Source organism: Paenibacillus sp. 2003 (genome assembly GCF_031455635.1).
Taxonomy (GTDB): Bacteria; Bacillota; Bacilli; order Paenibacillales; family Paenibacillaceae; genus Paenibacillus; species Paenibacillus amylolyticus_B.
This window is the reverse complement of record NZ_JAVDTB010000001.1, coordinates 1,943,219-1,958,689: the sequence shown is the minus strand read 5'-3', so window position 1 is coordinate 1,958,689 and position 15,471 is coordinate 1,943,219. Positions and strand designations below refer to the sequence as shown.

Sequence of the window (15,471 nt, the reverse complement as noted above, 5' to 3'; positions counted from 1 at the left end):
CACGATTCTCCCCTCTTCAAGTTCAGTAGGTGAGGATTATATACGTAATAATCTTTGCTTGTTATGGTTAGGGCAGATCATTATCCATCAAGGAGGAACAATCCATATGTCCAAAATCGCTATTCGAAAGGAACGCCTCGGAGGCGTCATATTCAACGTAATGAATTATACGCTGCTGCTTCTTTTCTCTCTGGCTTGTCTGTTGCCCTTCGTAAATGTCGTTGCCAGTTCCTTCGCCTCCACACAAGAGATTGTGCAAAAGAAGTTTATTTTGTTCCCCACGACCTTCTCTCTGGATGCCTACCGTTACATCTTTTCTACACCTACCATCTTCAAAGGACTGGGCGTATCCATATTCATCACGCTGGCAGGAACCATTGTGAGCATGACACTAACAGCGCTCATGGCTTACGGGTTATCCCGGAGATATCTTCTGGGCAGAAACTTTATCAATTTCCTGATCGTTTTCTCCATGTTGTTCAGTGGCGGCATGATTCCTACCTTTTTGGTCGTCAAAGCTGTTGGGTTAATCGACTCGTACTGGTCCATGATCATTCCTACAGCCATCAACGCCTTTAATCTGATCATCATGCGCAATTTCTTTCAGGCTCTCCCCGACAGTCTCGAGGAATCAGCCAAGATCGACGGAGCCAATGATTTTCGTATTCTGCTGCAGATCATGATTCCACTGGCCTTGCCATCGATAGCTACACTGTCCCTGTTTTATGGCGTATCCTATTGGAATACCTATATGAATGCTATTTTGTATCTCAATGAGTCCAGAATGTGGCCTCTTCAGGTACTGCTCCGCCAGATTGTCATTGTCTCCAGTGGTATGGATGGCAATAGCTCCGTTGTAGATGTTGTACCTCCATCGCAAACAATCAAGATGAGTGTGATCGTTGTAGCTACCGTACCGATGCTGATTGCGTACCCATTTGTACAGAAACACTTTACCAAGGGAGCCCTGCTCGGATCGGTGAAAGGGTAAACACTCTACTGAGAACGAACAATCCCCTCGGGTTATTAACCTGAGGGGATTTGAACGTGGACTCATAACATGTGGTATTGAAGTCCACATTTCAGTATGTGATAAATCAGTGAAGATAGATGCGGCTTAATACTCTTTAATCCATTCTCATCCTGCGGTAAGCACCAGGGGTGAGATTCTCTTTTTTACGGAAGGAGCGAATAAAGTTTTGGGAGTTCTGATATCCCAGACGTTCGGCAATGTCTTTAATCGGCATATTAGTGTCCACCAGCCACTTTCTTGCCACGTCCAGTCTGAAATTCATCAGATACTCACTGAAGGTCATGCTGTACTCCTTGCGGAAAATACTGCTTAGATAGTTAGGTGTATAGTGCAAACGTTCACTGATCAATTCGAGCGACAAGTCCTGATCATATTCTGTGCGAACGATGGATGCCATCCGATCTGCAATGGTGCGAAATTGCTGGTTGGCCCTCTCTTGCATGCTCTCAACCATTGGATAGATGACCTCATGCACAAGAATATGCTCAATCTCTTCCGGGTTAAGCGTGTTTAACAGCCTGTGGTACAACGTGGAGTTATACTGGGTTAATAGTACATCTGCACCAATCAATTGTTCCAATTGTATCAGATTGTTCACAAAACGAATCAGCGTAATTTCCAGGTTCATCGGATTAGGACTGTGCTTCATCATATCAGCCAGAAGTGGATATAACGTGCGCGACACTTCTTCTCTGTCCCCAAGGCGAATGGCATCGAATAGTCGGGTTTCAAGCTCTGTTGGATAATGCAATAACGTAGGCCCGCTGCTGCCGCGTGAGATATCCTCGTAGAACACAACAGACTCTTTGCCAAGCTTGAGACGTTGATATAATGCTTCAAGGCTCATATCACAAGCTTCCCGGGTATTCATCAAATCTTCGTATGGGGCACTAATGCCCACGCTGACTGAAGCAGACCAATATTCACGGGACAACATAATGATCTTTTTGGCATAGCGCATAATAACATCTCGAATCTGGGGAGATTCCGATTCAAAGAACAATAAGGTTGCCTGCGTCCGATCATTCAGTACGACAGGCAGCAAGCGCTGTGATGGGGGAATGATCTCCTGCACCAACTGATTCACTGTAAGCAGCAACGTATCTCTGTCCGACAAGGGACCTTCTCCGCACCGATCAATCTGAATCAGCATGGTAGCGAACACACCATCGGACGTATTGAGGTATGCGAACCGTTCAAGGTTGTTTATAATTTCTTCCTGGGTTAAACGATTCTGTAGTACATTAAGAACGAATTGGGTTTCGAGCTTCGGTTTTTCCAGATGAATAAGCTGCTCCAAATGTTCTTTCTCGGATACAATGGAGTGGATGGACTGAATAATCCAATCGACTTCATCTTTGACCGTTCTCTCGGTGTGTCCCCCAAGACTGTGCTGAATTTTGCGAAATGGCTTGGCAAGATGCAAGGAGATAATGTACGCAAGAACAACCATCAGTCCCATAATCACTACAGCCATCACGATTAAGCCAATGCGGGTCGTTGATAAGGCCTGGCTGATTTCCTTCTGATCGAGCAATGTGACGTAAGTCCACCCATTGTAGGTGGAACGGGCATAGAGTCCAATACGAGTATCCCCGGATTCATCAGGAATCTCCATCTTTCCAGTCAGCGGTTCGCTGACTATCTGCTTACTGAGCCAGCTCATTTGCTCGCTCGACATGGCTTTTTGGTCTGTTGGCGTTGCATACAATAATTCGCCCTTTTTATTTAGAATGTAGATGGCGGCTTCCGAGGGGGTCTGCAACGATTGGTTTAGTGTACGCAAAGAAATATCCGACATGGCGATCGCTTGTTTTTCCTTGGAGTAGACAGGTAAGGTATGTAATAACCGGAGGCCATCCTGGGTTTTGCTCCAGTACAATCCATTGCCGTCCGGATCAGCAAACAAATCCTGCATCTCCTGTCTCTCATCATCCGTAATTCGGGTTAACGACCCGTTGGACAGACTCCAATTTTGCCTCAGGCTTACGAGCGTGTATTGCACGCCATCAAGGCCCATCGTCGAGATATAACCGAGCTGTGAATTCAGTTCCCGATAAGCCTCGTAATCCTGACCGGTAAGTGGACTATTAATGACTGTACGAAATGATGGCGTTGTGCTGTACGTGGCAAAAGCATATTCAATCGTTTGAATTTTCTGCTCCAACGTGTTGCGCACTTGCATGATCAGACTTTGCCGGCCTTCCCCAACCCGTTCAATGACGGATTTCGTAGTGGAGACATAGATATAGCTTCCAAAAGCAACAACAATTCCGATACTTAAGAGGAGAACAGGAACAAAGATGTTGGTAAAGGTTTTGCTCTTACGCACAACATGGCCCCCTCCATTATGAAATTCGTCAACAAGCTGTATTCAGTCGTCACGAGACGTATTCACATTTTGTAATCGCTTGCAAATATCAGCACAAAAATATTTCTAATGAATTATATAAACACCACATTCTTGAATTTTAACATGACAATCGACAAGAGTGTGGACATAAAGCATTAGAAACTAGCCAAAAATTGCACAAGGAGGACATGAAAGGTGTTACCATTTTACGAGATTCGCAAAGATGATTTATCTGTAATTCGAAATGCCAAGCAGATATCTTTCCCCGCACATATGCACGGTTACATAGAAATTCTATACGTGTTATCAGGGTCTCAACGGGTTGAGATTAACGAAAAAATGTACGAGTTACATAAGGGTGATGTGGCACTGATCTTTCCAGATATAATTCATCGTTATGAAACAAGCGGGTATCCTGCCACCAACGAAGTATTATTGATTATTCACCCCAAAATTTTTGGTGGCCTGTTTCCTGATCTCACCCGCTTTCAACCGGAGAACCCAATCGTTACCCAACCCTTTGTCCATGAGGACGTCGTTAGCGCTTTTGAAAGAATAAAGCGGGAAGATGATTATGCGATCAAACTAGGCTGGACCCACATCATCATGTCCCATTTATTACGAGAGATTGAATTCAAACAAATACAGCGCTCTCCAATACAAGACTTGTCCAAAAAATTAATGGAGTATTTGTCTAATCATTTTACGGAACCGATTACGTTGGATTCACTCGCTGCCGAATTTAATGTAAGTAAATATTATATTTCTCGGATCTTCTCCAATAAGATCAAAATAAATCTTCGAAACTATCTCTCCATGCTTCGGGTAGAGTATGCTTCCATGCTGATTCGTACAACGGATGCATCTTTAACGACGATATGTGTGAACGCAGGTTTTGATAGCCAGCGTACATTTAATCGTGTATTTCGAGCCATTTATGGAATGACACCGCGAGATTTTAAAAACAATGTCCACAATTATCTAAAATAATGTTCCCACTTTTGGATATATATTTGTGTTCCATTGAGTTGTGAATTTGATATTCCAGTTGTACGGATAGATCTCTAGTAGATCATGTTCTTGTTATAAACTTATGAATTACATCTGAAATGCTTTGTTTAAGTGCCCGCGACACTTCTCCATCATTTGAACTCCCACCTGTAACACAGTTTTCATTCAAAAAGTTAGTTAAACAAAAACAGCCGGTCACGTTGATCGGCTGCCTCCTTGTTTTTGAACTATCGTCTCACGTTGGTATATTTACATTTATTGCAAATATATCTTGATAATCATATCCTTCAAGAGTTCCGGTAATCGTCTTGCCCATAGCAACCAAGCCCTCTTAAACGCTTTTTAAGTCGAATTTTAATACAGTCATCCAATATTATTCTTCTTCATAAACAACGACGGTTTTACTTTCTTCTTCCCATTGCACGGTTGCATCCAAGGCCTCACTTATGAAACGTACGGGTACATAAGTACTGCCTTTTGTAATAGTGGCTGGCGCATCCAAAGAGACGTTTTTGCCATTAACTGTTGCAGTCTTACTGTCAACCACAAGTTTAATGCTCACCCCATCCTTCGTGACAATGATGGAGCGTTCTTCGGGATTCCATGCCACTTCGGCTTTCAAAGACTCAGCTATAACGCGAAAAGGAACAAACGTGTTGCCCTTTTTGACAAAAGGTTCGGAGTCAGAAGCTTCCCCGTTCACATACAGCTTCACCCCATTCTTTTTACCCGCCTTTTCATTGAGTTTTCCCATTGTTTTGTACAGGTCCAGGTTTTTAAAATTGGCTTTAATAGCCTCTTCCTGCAAATACACCGCGTCAGTCACACTACCGTTTTTTTCGAGCATTTCTGCTGCAGTTTCCAACGCCTTGTCCTTTTCAATGATGGCTTCAAGTTCTTTGATTTGTTCGTCCGTCAGCTCAGTCGCATATTTTGTAAGCAAAATATCGGCTAGTACAGCACCTGCCGGTTTATTTTCCACATGTTGAATAGCATTTAGCAAACCTTTGTATCCTTTGGAGCCGTTTTTTTTGGATTCGGTTGGATCGGTTGTATTGTTGGTTGTATTCTCTGTCTCCGATGTTGAGGGATCCTTAACTTTGTCTTCTTCAGTGCTGACCGTGTCAGCAGACTCGACTTTCTCGGTCTGTTTCTCCTCAATTTGAGTTTCTTTGTCTTTGGGTGCTTTTGACGATACCTCTTTACCTGATTGTCCGGCTGGAGTGTTTCCCGGTTTGGCTGAGGTTGTGCCTGCGGCGGTACCAAGCATTAGCGCCAGACTGGTTAGCAAGATGACTGTTTTTTTCATTGACGATTCCTCCTGAGGTAAAAAATATATGCTCCTTCATTATCGGCAGAATAAATACTTTCTGATAGGAATTTTACGAATAATTCGCCTATCTCCTTTTCTTGAATACATTGTAGTGAAATCAAACTTGAAGGGCGGCATCAAATATGAATTTTGCTTATCGTGAAGCGATTCTTTTTACTTCAAATGTTGGGGGTGGTTCGTACGACATTTGGCTTTATCAACCTTTAACAGGTCAGACCATTAAACTAACCCAGGATCTTGGTGAGGCATTTACAATTCCATATTGGTCGCCGGATGTCCGGAACATCGCCTTTATCGGCAAGAAAAATATCGTGTATGTATTCAATCTAAACAGCAGGGTATGGGCACAAATTGATCAAATTGACCCTTATACTTTACTGAGCTGGTCGCCGGATAGTCTATACTTGAGTTATGTGAAAAACGGACGGATTGTGATCTACAATATCAACTCCCATGCCAGCGGTTCAATCGTTCAACAAGGAGCCACCGATGTCCAGTGGTTTCCTTCAGGCGAGGCTCTCCTGTTTGCAGCTCCGGATGAAGCAGGCAATACCCAACTATATAAAATTAACCGAGATGGCATGAACAAACAGCAGTTAACTCAAAATACGGAGGGGCCTCTCCACAATGTCAGAATATCACCTAACGGAGAGTTTGTCCTATATACATCCCCGGGAGCCAGCATTTCGTTGATCACTACGGTGAACCTGACAACAGGAGCGAGCTATCAACTTAATGGTGGCCCTCAGGCGAAAAACTATTTCCCCGAATGGTCCCCGGACTCTTCACTCATCGCATACAGTGCCACCGACTTCGTGGATAATCAATATGTTTCTTTAATCCAGACCGACAGCCGAGTTGGAGGGCAACAAAAAACATGGGCGGTCTCCACCTGCTTCTCTACCCCTTTAAGTTGGTCGCCGGATGGGAACCGAATCGCTTACTTATCAGGATGCAATAATCAAGAACAAGCAACCGAAATTTGGATTATTGATATAAGAAACCCTAATAACCCGATCAAAATTGTTGAAGCAAGGTGGATTACAGCTCTTAGATGGTCACCACGAGTGCATGATGTTCATCCGTATGGAATATATCTCAATCAGGTATACAAGGTATCTTTCTATTATCCGCGAAGCTGGCACAAAGTTACCGAAGAACGATTCGAAGGAGCGGACGGATTTTTTCAGATATCCGCGATCTCCTCTGAGGAGGGAATCCACGAGGTATGCAGAGCGGAAGCTTTTCATATGTTGAAACCCTATGGGGCAACCCCCCGAATTTTCCCTGCTATTATACAAGCACAAGAAGCCTGTTTCATATTTCCTTCGGAAGACCAACCCGTGGAAATGAGAAATCAGGCGGCACTTATTGTAAAATATCCTGCTCCTGTTGTGATTCAAGGAAATACGTATTCATATTTCATCTTATGGGCTGATCAAAATCACTTGATTTCACTGGGAAAGACACTTACTTTTATTTAAGGGGTCTATTCTCTTAATGATCGCTGGGCTAATATTTCTTTAACACCTTGCATTTTTTGACTAATTTCAAGTTTGAAAGAACTATCAGAGTTAATACGTTGGATAGGTCTCCATAAATTATTTTTATTTGGGATATTAGGTCTTTTGTTTTGAGGACTCAATTGAGTTGATTCAGGAGCTGTAACAAAAATAAAGATTTGTTTCTACTATCCCCTCCGGTTGATTGCTTCTTTGCCACGTTGCTTCTAATCGACCCTTTCCAATTCCGTTTTCTGTTGTTACTTTAGGACTGTAACTTCTTTCCAATAAGCGGAAAACTCTTTTGAATCAGTAACATACGATATTTCAGTATAATAGATTGGAGGAATGAAAATGGTTCGTACACTCGACGCTCGTACTTCTCTCGCATCCACAGGGATTACTCCGCTCAACATCCCACTTCCATCAAACACACCTACCTTGCTTGGGATCGTGGGACTCAACATTGTTAATCCAGGACCGCTCATCCGTACTCAGTTTAATGGGACCTATCGATTCTCAGTGGCCAGTTTATCTTCGTTGCCCTCTACTATTCGAATGGAAATCTTCAGGGGGGCCACTAATACAGGCCAACCTATTTATGTCGTTTCCCAGCCTATATTCACTTCCACCAACACTATACTCGCAAGTTTCGAAGGTTCTGATTACAATGTGCCTCCCCCTATTAATGGACAACTAATCTATTCTTGCTATGCAACATTTGTGCCAGCATCCGGAATGGAACAAGCCACCCGCATTGGACCGGAATGCTTCAATGCTGTCACTTACAGCGACGATTAACTTCAACTCTGTATGACTCCTTTACGGAAGGAGGAAATCACATGGTCAAAACTTTAGATGCTCGGACTTCCCAAGGCTCAAACGGACTGAACAATTTAACCCCCAGCTTCACGAATGGAGTCCCACAGTTATTTGCTCAAGTTGGACTACAGGTAAGCAATCCAGGAATGTTCATCCGAACGTTTTTTTCGGGTATTATCGAAGTTACTGCCAATCAGCTGCCTGTTAACGGGAATTTTGTCATAGAAGTGTACCGAGGATTGAGCAGTTCACAGCAGCTTGTTTATCGTGCAGGCACAGTCGTTCTGGCCAATGAATTTTTCAGTCCTTGCGTATTCAGTTTTACTGGTTCGGATTACAATGTGCCTCCCCCTGAAAATGGTCAACTTATTTATTCTGCGTACGCTACATTCACCTATAATCCAAGCTTCAGTGTTAACAACGTTCGCCTGGGACCCGAAAGTTTCAATGCTACAGTTTATTCCGATGATTAATAGCTATGAGTTAATTGAGGATCAACTTTTCTGTTTTGCTTGATTACACGTAATAAAGGGAAAGCTCATTAATTCATGAGCTTTCCCTTTATTTATATGATTGCTTTAAAAATCTCTTCTATCTTAGGCCAACTGTAATCCTTTTCTGCCCGAACAATCTTGATTCTCCTGTTTGTCTTGTCTCAGTACAAGTTCTTGTCCTTGGATCGGTACACTAACTTGTACCGATAAAACAAAAAAGCCGCTAAAATAGCGACTTCAACAGGAACATGTTCTTGTTCCAGACATTTTTTTCATCACTAGCCATAATAAATAACCTTGATGTAACCCTGGATGGGCCATTTGCCTGAATAAAACAAGAGGGTATCTCCCTGATTCTAGCTTATTTAATTAACTTATTTACAGTGATCATCAGTTCGTCCAAAACTTTGTGATCGCCCTCTGAAATCCGTTCAATGACACAGCTTTTCATATGATGTTCCAAAAGCTGCTTTCCTACTCCATTCAACGCGGATTGAATGGAGGCAATTTGGTGCAACACGTCATCACAATACGTATCCTTCTCAATCATTCCTTTTACTCCACGCACTTGCCCTTCAATCCGATTCAACCGGCTAATTAATTTTCGCTTTGTACTCTCCGAATGATGGCTTTTCCGCTCGTTTGAAGATGTATGGTCACATGTGGCGGCCTCAAGTATCGTATCATCCAAGTAGATCAACTCCTTTATTAACACATTACCATCCCCCCCTACCCTATGTAAAGGGAGCAAGAAGTATCCTGGTACGTGCTAAGAGAACGGCTTGTCAGGCGCGGAAGTTGACCGGGGTCATAACAGTTACTTAACTAACTCACTGATTTCAGTGAGATTTTCGGCAAATCCTACAAAGACCTTATCTCCAATGACAATGGTTGGAACAACCTGTTTGCCAGTCAACTTCCAGACTTCCTCAGCGTACTTGGCATCTTCTTCACAATTGTAATCCGTATAGGGAAGTTCATGCTCTGTAAAGTAACGTTTAGCATAATTGCAATCGCTACAGGTTGGGATTGAATAAATCTGAATGGATTCCGTCATGCACAATTACCCTCCCTTGTACTTCATTATATATTACGCTCCGATGTTATATCCTTTTTTACGGATCGCTTCTTCAATTTCAGCGATTTGAACTTTAGATTCGTCAAATCGAACTTCTACTGTTCCCTGTTCAAAATTAACATGGCCTTCAGCGCCAAGAGCGCTAATTGCACCTTCAATTTTAGATACACAAGAACGGCAAGACATACCTTGAATTTTTACAGTTGTTTCTTTCACTTTTTTCACCCCCTTTCAATCGTCATAGTCTTCAAGTTCTCCAGTGTCATTCGATTAACGAATTTGCTGAATTTTTCTTTGCCTTTCGCATGCATCTTATAATAATCAATAATTGCGGTAACGAAGGGAACAAGCTGATCCTCCGTTAGTCCGGAACTTAGCAGCATGGCGAAGGAGGTTTTAAGCCCCTTCGACTCGCCACCAACATAAACATCGAACTTATCGCGCATCTTTACGACCCCAATATCCTTAATCAATGGTTCACTAGTGCCTAAGGCGCATCCTGCATATCCAATCTTGAGTGGTGCAGGCGTATCGATACCGGAAATGGCTTGATTTAAATTTTTGGCTGTTTCCATGCCTGCTTCTTCTGCACCTCTACAAAAATTGCAAGCGATCAGACTTTTGGTTACAAATCCTGCAGGATTTACTTCAAGTCCGTGATTCTCAAGTTCATTTTTGATCTGATCTCGTTGTTCAATCGATACTTCTGCGTAGAGTTGCTTAAAGGGTGTCATTTCCACTTTTGAATCTGGACCAATAATCTCGCCAATTTTAACTAGTTGCTCCGGAGTGAATAAGCTTCCACCAAGTTGGATTGCTGGACTAATCGCTATTTTAATTTTATCTCCCATGCTCATACCTCTCTACTCACTTTACATCTACGACGAAAGGTACTGTAAAGACTTCCCCATCATGTTGGAATTGACCCCAGATTTTATAGGTTCCGCTATGCGGGAAGGAGGTCATAAATTCCGCTTTTGGACCTGTTGCCTTTTCCTCTGTTGGATGAACATGCAGATATTGCTCTGCATCCTCAGAAAGGATAACAACATGACCTACAGCACCGAGGTATTGTTCCAGATTATTGATCCCTTCGTCCGTTTTCGCATCCATGATATTAAAGGTCAGATTTACGTCTTCGTTGGCCTTTTTGGTATTCAATGAAAGTTCGATTTTTTTACCATCCACTTCTTTTATAAGGTTGGAATCCGCTTGAACAGGCTCTTGGGCTTTTTCTGGACCGCCAACGTTCACCCATTCACTGGGTGTAGTGCTCGCTCCACCTTTTGGAACAAAGTCGGCAAGGATTTTGTATTCTCCACCAGCTGGAAATGAAGTTTCAATCACAAACTTTCCATCGCCTTTAAAATCTGGATGAATGTGATTAAAGTAAGAAAGATCTTTACTCACCACGATAAGGTGCATTCGTTTTTCGTGACCCATTTCAAATTCATTAACCGGATTACCATCGACGTCCGTGATTTGGATTGTCAGATGCGAATTTTCATTGGCCTTCACATCTGATGCAAAGGAGAACGAGGTTTCAAGGGCACTTGCTGTTGAATCAGCATGAGGCCCTGCGTGATCATGACTCGCACCTTCAGTTTCAGATTTCATCTCAGTATGATTCATACCACCATGTCCATCTGTATGTGCACTTTCTTTAGGGGTTCCGCAAGCAGACAACACACCGAAAGCTAAAACACCGGTTAACATTAGCATGATTTTTTTACTCCTCATCATCATTATGTTCGCTCCTGTTCTACTACTTGACTAGTGACGTACTTTTACGCGTTGCAATCGCAGGGCGTTTAGAACGACGGATACCGAACTCAAGGCCATCGCTGCGCCTGCAACCCATGGTGCTAACAGACCGATAGCTGCAATAGGAATGCCTAAGGTGTTGTAACCAAGTGCCCAGAACAAGTTTTGCTTAATGTTGCGCATAGTCTTACGACTCATGTAGATAGCATCAGGAATACTGGATAGATCGCCGCGCATGAGTGTTACATCAGCCGCTTCCATCGCTACATCTGTCCCCGTACCAATCGCCATACCAATATCTGCAGTTGCCAAAGCGGGTGCATCATTGATACCATCGCCAACCATGGCCACTTTTTTACCTTGTGATTGCAGTTTTTTCACTTCTTCCGCTTTTCCTTCAGGTAAGACCTCTGCACGAACGTGGTCAATACCTACTTGAGCAGCGATGGCTTTTGCCGTCCGTTCATTGTCACCTGTAATCATAATGACCTTAATGCCCATTTCTTTCAGACGGCTTACTGCAGCTTTCGAAGTTTCTTTAATTGTGTCTGCCACAGCGACCATACCTGCATATTGACCATCAATGGCAACCAGCATCGCAGTTTTGCCCGCTTCTTCCAAACGTGACATCGAATGATAAGCTGCTTTTGCATCGATATTATACTTTTCCATCAGTCGACGTGTACCCACGAGTAGCTGTTTACCTTCAACCATTGCTTGGATTCCGAAACCCGGAAATGCTTCAAAGGATTGAGTTCCTGGTAGTTCGATATTTCGTTCCTGGATGCCTACAACGATGGCTTCTGCAAGTGGATGCTCAGAATTTTTCTCTGCAGCTCCAACAAGTTTCAGGAATTCATTTTCATTGCCAAGAGCGACGACGTCAGTCAATTCAGGTTTACCTTTTGTAACAGTACCGGTTTTATCCAGAAGGATCGCATCAATTTTATGCGTCTGCTCCAGATGTTCCCCGCCTTTGAACAACACCCCTAGTTCAGCCGAACGACCAGACCCCGCCATAATGGATGTTGGGGTTGCAAGTCCAAGTGCACAAGGACATGCGATAACAAGAATCGCAATTGCTTTTTCTAACGAACCTGCAAAATCGCCTGGTGTAACCCAGAAGTACCAAACCACAAAAGCAACTATTGCAATTCCTACAACGATCGGGACGAATATGCCCGAGATCACATCGGCTACCCGCTGGATTGGTGCTTTTGATCCCTGAGCTTCTTCAACAACCTTAATAATTTGTGCAAGAGCGGTTTCTTTACCTACTTTGGTTGCTTTGATCCGAAGAATACCGTTTTTATTAATCGTAGCTCCAATCACAGCATCTCCGACTTTTTTCTCTACTGGAAGGCTTTCACCCGTAAGCATGGATTCATCTACAGATGAGATCCCTTCCAGCACCTCTCCGTCTACGGGAACTTTATCTCCTGGGCGAATAAGGACAACATCTCCTACAATGACTTCGTCCACTGGAATGGTAAGTTCTTTGCCATCCCGAACCACTAATGCCGTCTTCGCCTGCAGACTCATCAGTGATTTAATTGCCTCTGATGTTCGGCCTTTCGCAAGTGATTCAAACAATTTACCCATAAGAACCAATGTAATCAGGACCGCACTCGTTTCATAATAGAGGGATGGACCATGATGCATCCCTTCAACCATACTTGACCATTGAATGGTTAAATATAAACTATAGAAGTAGGCTGCTGAGGTACCAAGTGATACCAACACATCCATGTTGGCACTCCCATTCCGGAGAGCCTTATACGCACCCACATAGAACTGTCTACCAATATAAAATTGTACTGGTGAAGCCAGAATTAGTTGGAACCACGGATTCATAAACAATTCCGGTACATAGATCCATGAAGTGAACGAGAAGTGACCTACCATAGTCCACAACAGCGGCAAGGAAAGAATCGCCGCAATCAGTAATTTCCGTTTTTGATTACTCAGTTCTTTAGCACGATGGTCACTTGCACCATTACTGGTACCGTCTTGCTTGACGATCGCCGTATAACCGAGTTTTTTCACCTTGTTTTTCATGTCTTCGATGGAAACTTCACCAGAGGAAAATTCAACTCGGGCAGTTTCCATGGCGAAGTTTACTGAAGCGTTAGTAACGCCGGGCAGCTTGTTCAGGCCTTTTTCAATTTTGTTCGCACATGCTGCACAGGTCATGCCTTCAAGATTGAATTGCGCAACCTCTGATACGGAACCATATCCAAGTTTTTTGATTTTTTCCTCAAGTTCTTTCATTTCCACTTTCGTGGGATCATACGTTACACTTGCCTTCTCCAAAGCAAAGTTAACATTCGCTGATGTGACCCCGTCCATTTTGCCGAGTCCTTTTTCGATTTTGTTTGCACAAGCTGCACAGGTCATACCTGTAATTTGTATACTCGACTGTTTCGTCTGAGCCTCTGCTGTTGCCAAAATAACTCACTCCCCTCATCGTCCATTACTTACGCTACTTCGTAGCCTTGCTCTTCAATAACTTCTTTAATTTGCTCCAAGGAGACTAGATTTTCATCATACGTCGCTTCAACCGAATCATCACTGAGGTTCACCTTGCCACTCACTCCGATTTCTTTCAGAGCACCTTCGATGGAGTTTACACAATGTTGGCAGCTCATACCTTGTACATTCAAAACAATGTTTTTCATCTTATTTCGTCCCTTCTTGTGGGTGATTTTTTGGTTTAGTTTGACCTAAACGATGGACTAAACTCTCGAGGCCAGTTTTTCAGGTCTCATCAAGCTCTTGTACAATACAATACCCCCCTACCCTATATTAGTCAACATATTTTTATACCCCCTTACCCTATATGGACTATCTTTCTCGTTAGATCAATGAATTTATGGAGAGAAGAACCGATTATTTATACGCTGATTGGTACTCGGTCCATGTTCTTGTCCTTGATTTGGGAATAAAACTTGTACCGATAAAACAAAAAAGCCGCTAAAATAGCGACTTCAATGGGACCATGATCTTGTCCCTCGATATAAAATTCCTTATTTATTGTTGAATGTTACTCCATCCGCTTACATCACATTGTCCATAATCATTATCACCCACAGCAACCATCGTACCATCCGATTTCAGTCCAATCGTATGGGCACACCCCGCCGAAATAGCTCGAATTTCGTGCCAGCCACTTACATCGCATTGGTGATGTTTATTCGAACCCACAGCCACCATCGTACCATCAGACTTAAGAGCAACGGTATGATAACTCCCCGCTGCAACTGCTAGAATATCGCGCCAACCGCTTACGTCGCATTCACCTTCATTATTTCTTCCCACAGCCATTACCGTGCCATCCGATTTGAGCCCAACCGTATGAAGATACCCCGCCGAAACAGCTAATATGTCGCCCCAGTCGTTTACGTTACATTGGTTATACTTATTGTTACCAACCGCTGTTACCGTTCCGTCTATTTTTAGACCGACTGTATGCCAGTCACCCGTCGTGACCGATACAATATCATGCCAGTTGCTCACGTTACATTCCCCTTCATTATTTCGCCCCACCGCAACCACGGTGCCATCTGATTTAACCCCAACGGTACGGCACCAACCTGCCGAAACGGTTACTATATCGCGCCATTCGCTTACATTGCATTGGTCATGCTTATTCCAACCTATAGCTGTTACCGTACCATCAGATTTAAGACCAACGGTATGTGCATTACCGGTGTTCGTAGCCATATGAACATTACCAGCCGCAACTGCGACAATATGGCACCAATCGCTTACCTTACATTGACCGTATTTATTATCACCCACAGCTATTACTGTACCGTCATATTTAAGAGCAACGGTATGACGACGACCTGCCGCTATGGTACAGTTACGGAACCGTTTCGTCTCAAGCACTGCTTCCTTCCGTGAATTGTAGTCCATATCTTCCTCCCCTCCACAAATTGAAAATCCGTCGTTAGTTCAACAGTAAGTCATAAAGTTTGTTGTTAAATCGCACTGTACAAAAGAAATGCTCGCACAGGCAGGGTAGTATTACTTCCCTGCCCAATACGAGCGTCTACGTCCAATTGCACTCAAACGGTTG

At 43.3% G+C, this 15,471-nt stretch carries 14 protein-coding genes; 4 read left to right on the top strand and 10 right to left on the bottom strand.

What is annotated here, in order from left to right:
* Positions 1-106 precede the first annotated feature (106 nt).
* Positions 107-991, top strand: a complete 885-nt coding sequence (locus J2X75_RS08595; protein ID WP_310335761.1) for a carbohydrate ABC transporter permease — start codon at positions 107-109, stop codon at positions 989-991.
* 136 nt (positions 992-1,127) lie between these two features.
* Here J2X75_RS08595 and J2X75_RS08590 read toward each other — a convergent pair whose 3' ends face one another.
* Positions 1,128-3,365, bottom strand: coding sequence for an AraC family transcriptional regulator (locus J2X75_RS08590; RefSeq protein ID WP_310335758.1), 2,238 nt, complete (start codon positions 3,363-3,365; stop codon positions 1,128-1,130).
* Between the two features lie 216 nt (positions 3,366-3,581).
* Between J2X75_RS08590 and J2X75_RS08585 the strand changes: the two genes are divergently transcribed.
* Positions 3,582-4,376 (top strand): helix-turn-helix transcriptional regulator, encoded by a 795-nt coding sequence (locus J2X75_RS08585; RefSeq protein ID WP_310335756.1) that lies wholly within the window; start codon positions 3,582-3,584, stop codon positions 4,374-4,376.
* Between the two features lie 394 nt (positions 4,377-4,770).
* Here J2X75_RS08585 and J2X75_RS08580 read toward each other — a convergent pair whose 3' ends face one another.
* Positions 4,771-5,706, bottom strand: coding sequence for a copper amine oxidase N-terminal domain-containing protein (locus J2X75_RS08580; RefSeq protein WP_310335754.1), 936 nt, complete (start codon positions 5,704-5,706; stop codon positions 4,771-4,773).
* A gap of 146 nt (positions 5,707-5,852) precedes the next feature.
* Between J2X75_RS08580 and J2X75_RS08575 the strand changes: the two genes are divergently transcribed.
* Positions 5,853-7,214, top strand: coding sequence for a TolB family protein (locus tag J2X75_RS08575; protein ID WP_310335753.1), 1,362 nt, complete (start codon positions 5,853-5,855; stop codon positions 7,212-7,214).
* Positions 7,215-8,074: 860 nt separating this feature from the next.
* A complete protein-coding gene (locus J2X75_RS08570) occupies positions 8,075-8,527 on the top strand; it encodes a hypothetical protein (RefSeq protein ID WP_310335751.1) in 453 nt (150 codons plus the stop codon).
* Positions 8,528-8,909: 382 nt separating this feature from the next.
* Here J2X75_RS08570 and J2X75_RS08565 read toward each other — a convergent pair whose 3' ends face one another.
* The 8 genes from J2X75_RS08565 to J2X75_RS08530 all read right to left on the bottom strand — a co-directional run bounded on the left by J2X75_RS08565 (position 8,910) and on the right by J2X75_RS08530 (position 15,308).
* Positions 8,910-9,239: a metal-sensitive transcriptional regulator gene (locus tag J2X75_RS08565; RefSeq protein ID WP_310335749.1), complete on the bottom strand. Its 330-nt coding sequence runs from the start codon at positions 9,237-9,239 to the stop codon at positions 8,910-8,912.
* A 126-nt stretch (positions 9,240-9,365) separates the two neighbouring features.
* Positions 9,366-9,605, bottom strand: a complete 240-nt coding sequence (locus J2X75_RS08560) for a glutaredoxin family protein (RefSeq protein WP_310335747.1) — start codon at positions 9,603-9,605, stop codon at positions 9,366-9,368.
* Between the two features lie 33 nt (positions 9,606-9,638).
* Positions 9,639-9,842: a heavy-metal-associated domain-containing protein gene (locus J2X75_RS08555; protein ID WP_310335745.1), complete on the bottom strand. Its 204-nt coding sequence runs from the start codon at positions 9,840-9,842 to the stop codon at positions 9,639-9,641.
* A 5-nt stretch (positions 9,843-9,847) separates the two neighbouring features.
* Complete coding sequence (locus J2X75_RS08550) at positions 9,848-10,477, bottom strand: nitrite reductase (protein ID WP_310335744.1); 630 nt, start codon at positions 10,475-10,477, stop codon at positions 9,848-9,850.
* A gap of 16 nt (positions 10,478-10,493) precedes the next feature.
* Complete coding sequence (locus J2X75_RS08545; RefSeq protein ID WP_310335743.1) at positions 10,494-11,372, bottom strand: hypothetical protein; 879 nt, start codon at positions 11,370-11,372, stop codon at positions 10,494-10,496.
* A gap of 27 nt (positions 11,373-11,399) precedes the next feature.
* Positions 11,400-13,838 (bottom strand): heavy metal translocating P-type ATPase, encoded by a 2,439-nt coding sequence (locus tag J2X75_RS08540; RefSeq protein WP_310335742.1) that lies wholly within the window; start codon positions 13,836-13,838, stop codon positions 11,400-11,402.
* 29 nt (positions 13,839-13,867) lie between these two features.
* Positions 13,868-14,068 carry a cation transporter gene (locus J2X75_RS08535; protein ID WP_310335740.1) on the bottom strand — a complete coding sequence of 67 codons (201 nt, stop codon included), beginning with the start codon at positions 14,066-14,068 and terminating at the stop codon, positions 13,868-13,870.
* A gap of 352 nt (positions 14,069-14,420) precedes the next feature.
* Positions 14,421-15,308, bottom strand: a complete 888-nt coding sequence (locus J2X75_RS08530; RefSeq protein ID WP_310335738.1) for an RCC1 domain-containing protein — start codon at positions 15,306-15,308, stop codon at positions 14,421-14,423.
* Positions 15,309-15,471 lie beyond the last annotated feature (163 nt).

Coding starts and splice junctions, on each gene's coding strand:
- J2X75_RS08595 (WP_310335761.1), top strand. CDS start 107: ATGTCCAAAATCGCTATTCGAAAGGAACGCCTCGGAGGCGTCATATTC.
- J2X75_RS08580 (WP_310335754.1), bottom strand. CDS start 5,706: ATGAAAAAAACAGTCATCTTGCTAACCAGTCTGGCGCTAATGCTTGGT.
- J2X75_RS08575 (WP_310335753.1), top strand. CDS start 5,853: ATGAATTTTGCTTATCGTGAAGCGATTCTTTTTACTTCAAATGTTGGG.
- J2X75_RS08570 (WP_310335751.1), top strand. CDS start 8,075: ATGGTCAAAACTTTAGATGCTCGGACTTCCCAAGGCTCAAACGGACTG.
- J2X75_RS08560 (WP_310335747.1), bottom strand. CDS start 9,605: ATGACGGAATCCATTCAGATTTATTCAATCCCAACCTGTAGCGATTGC.
- J2X75_RS08550 (WP_310335744.1), bottom strand. CDS start 10,477: ATGGGAGATAAAATTAAAATAGCGATTAGTCCAGCAATCCAACTTGGT.
- J2X75_RS08545 (WP_310335743.1), bottom strand. CDS start 11,372: ATGATGATGAGGAGTAAAAAAATCATGCTAATGTTAACCGGTGTTTTA.
- J2X75_RS08535 (WP_310335740.1), bottom strand. CDS start 14,068: ATGAAAAACATTGTTTTGAATGTACAAGGTATGAGCTGCCAACATTGT.
- J2X75_RS08530 (WP_310335738.1), bottom strand. CDS start 15,308: ATGGACTACAATTCACGGAAGGAAGCAGTGCTTGAGACGAAACGGTTC.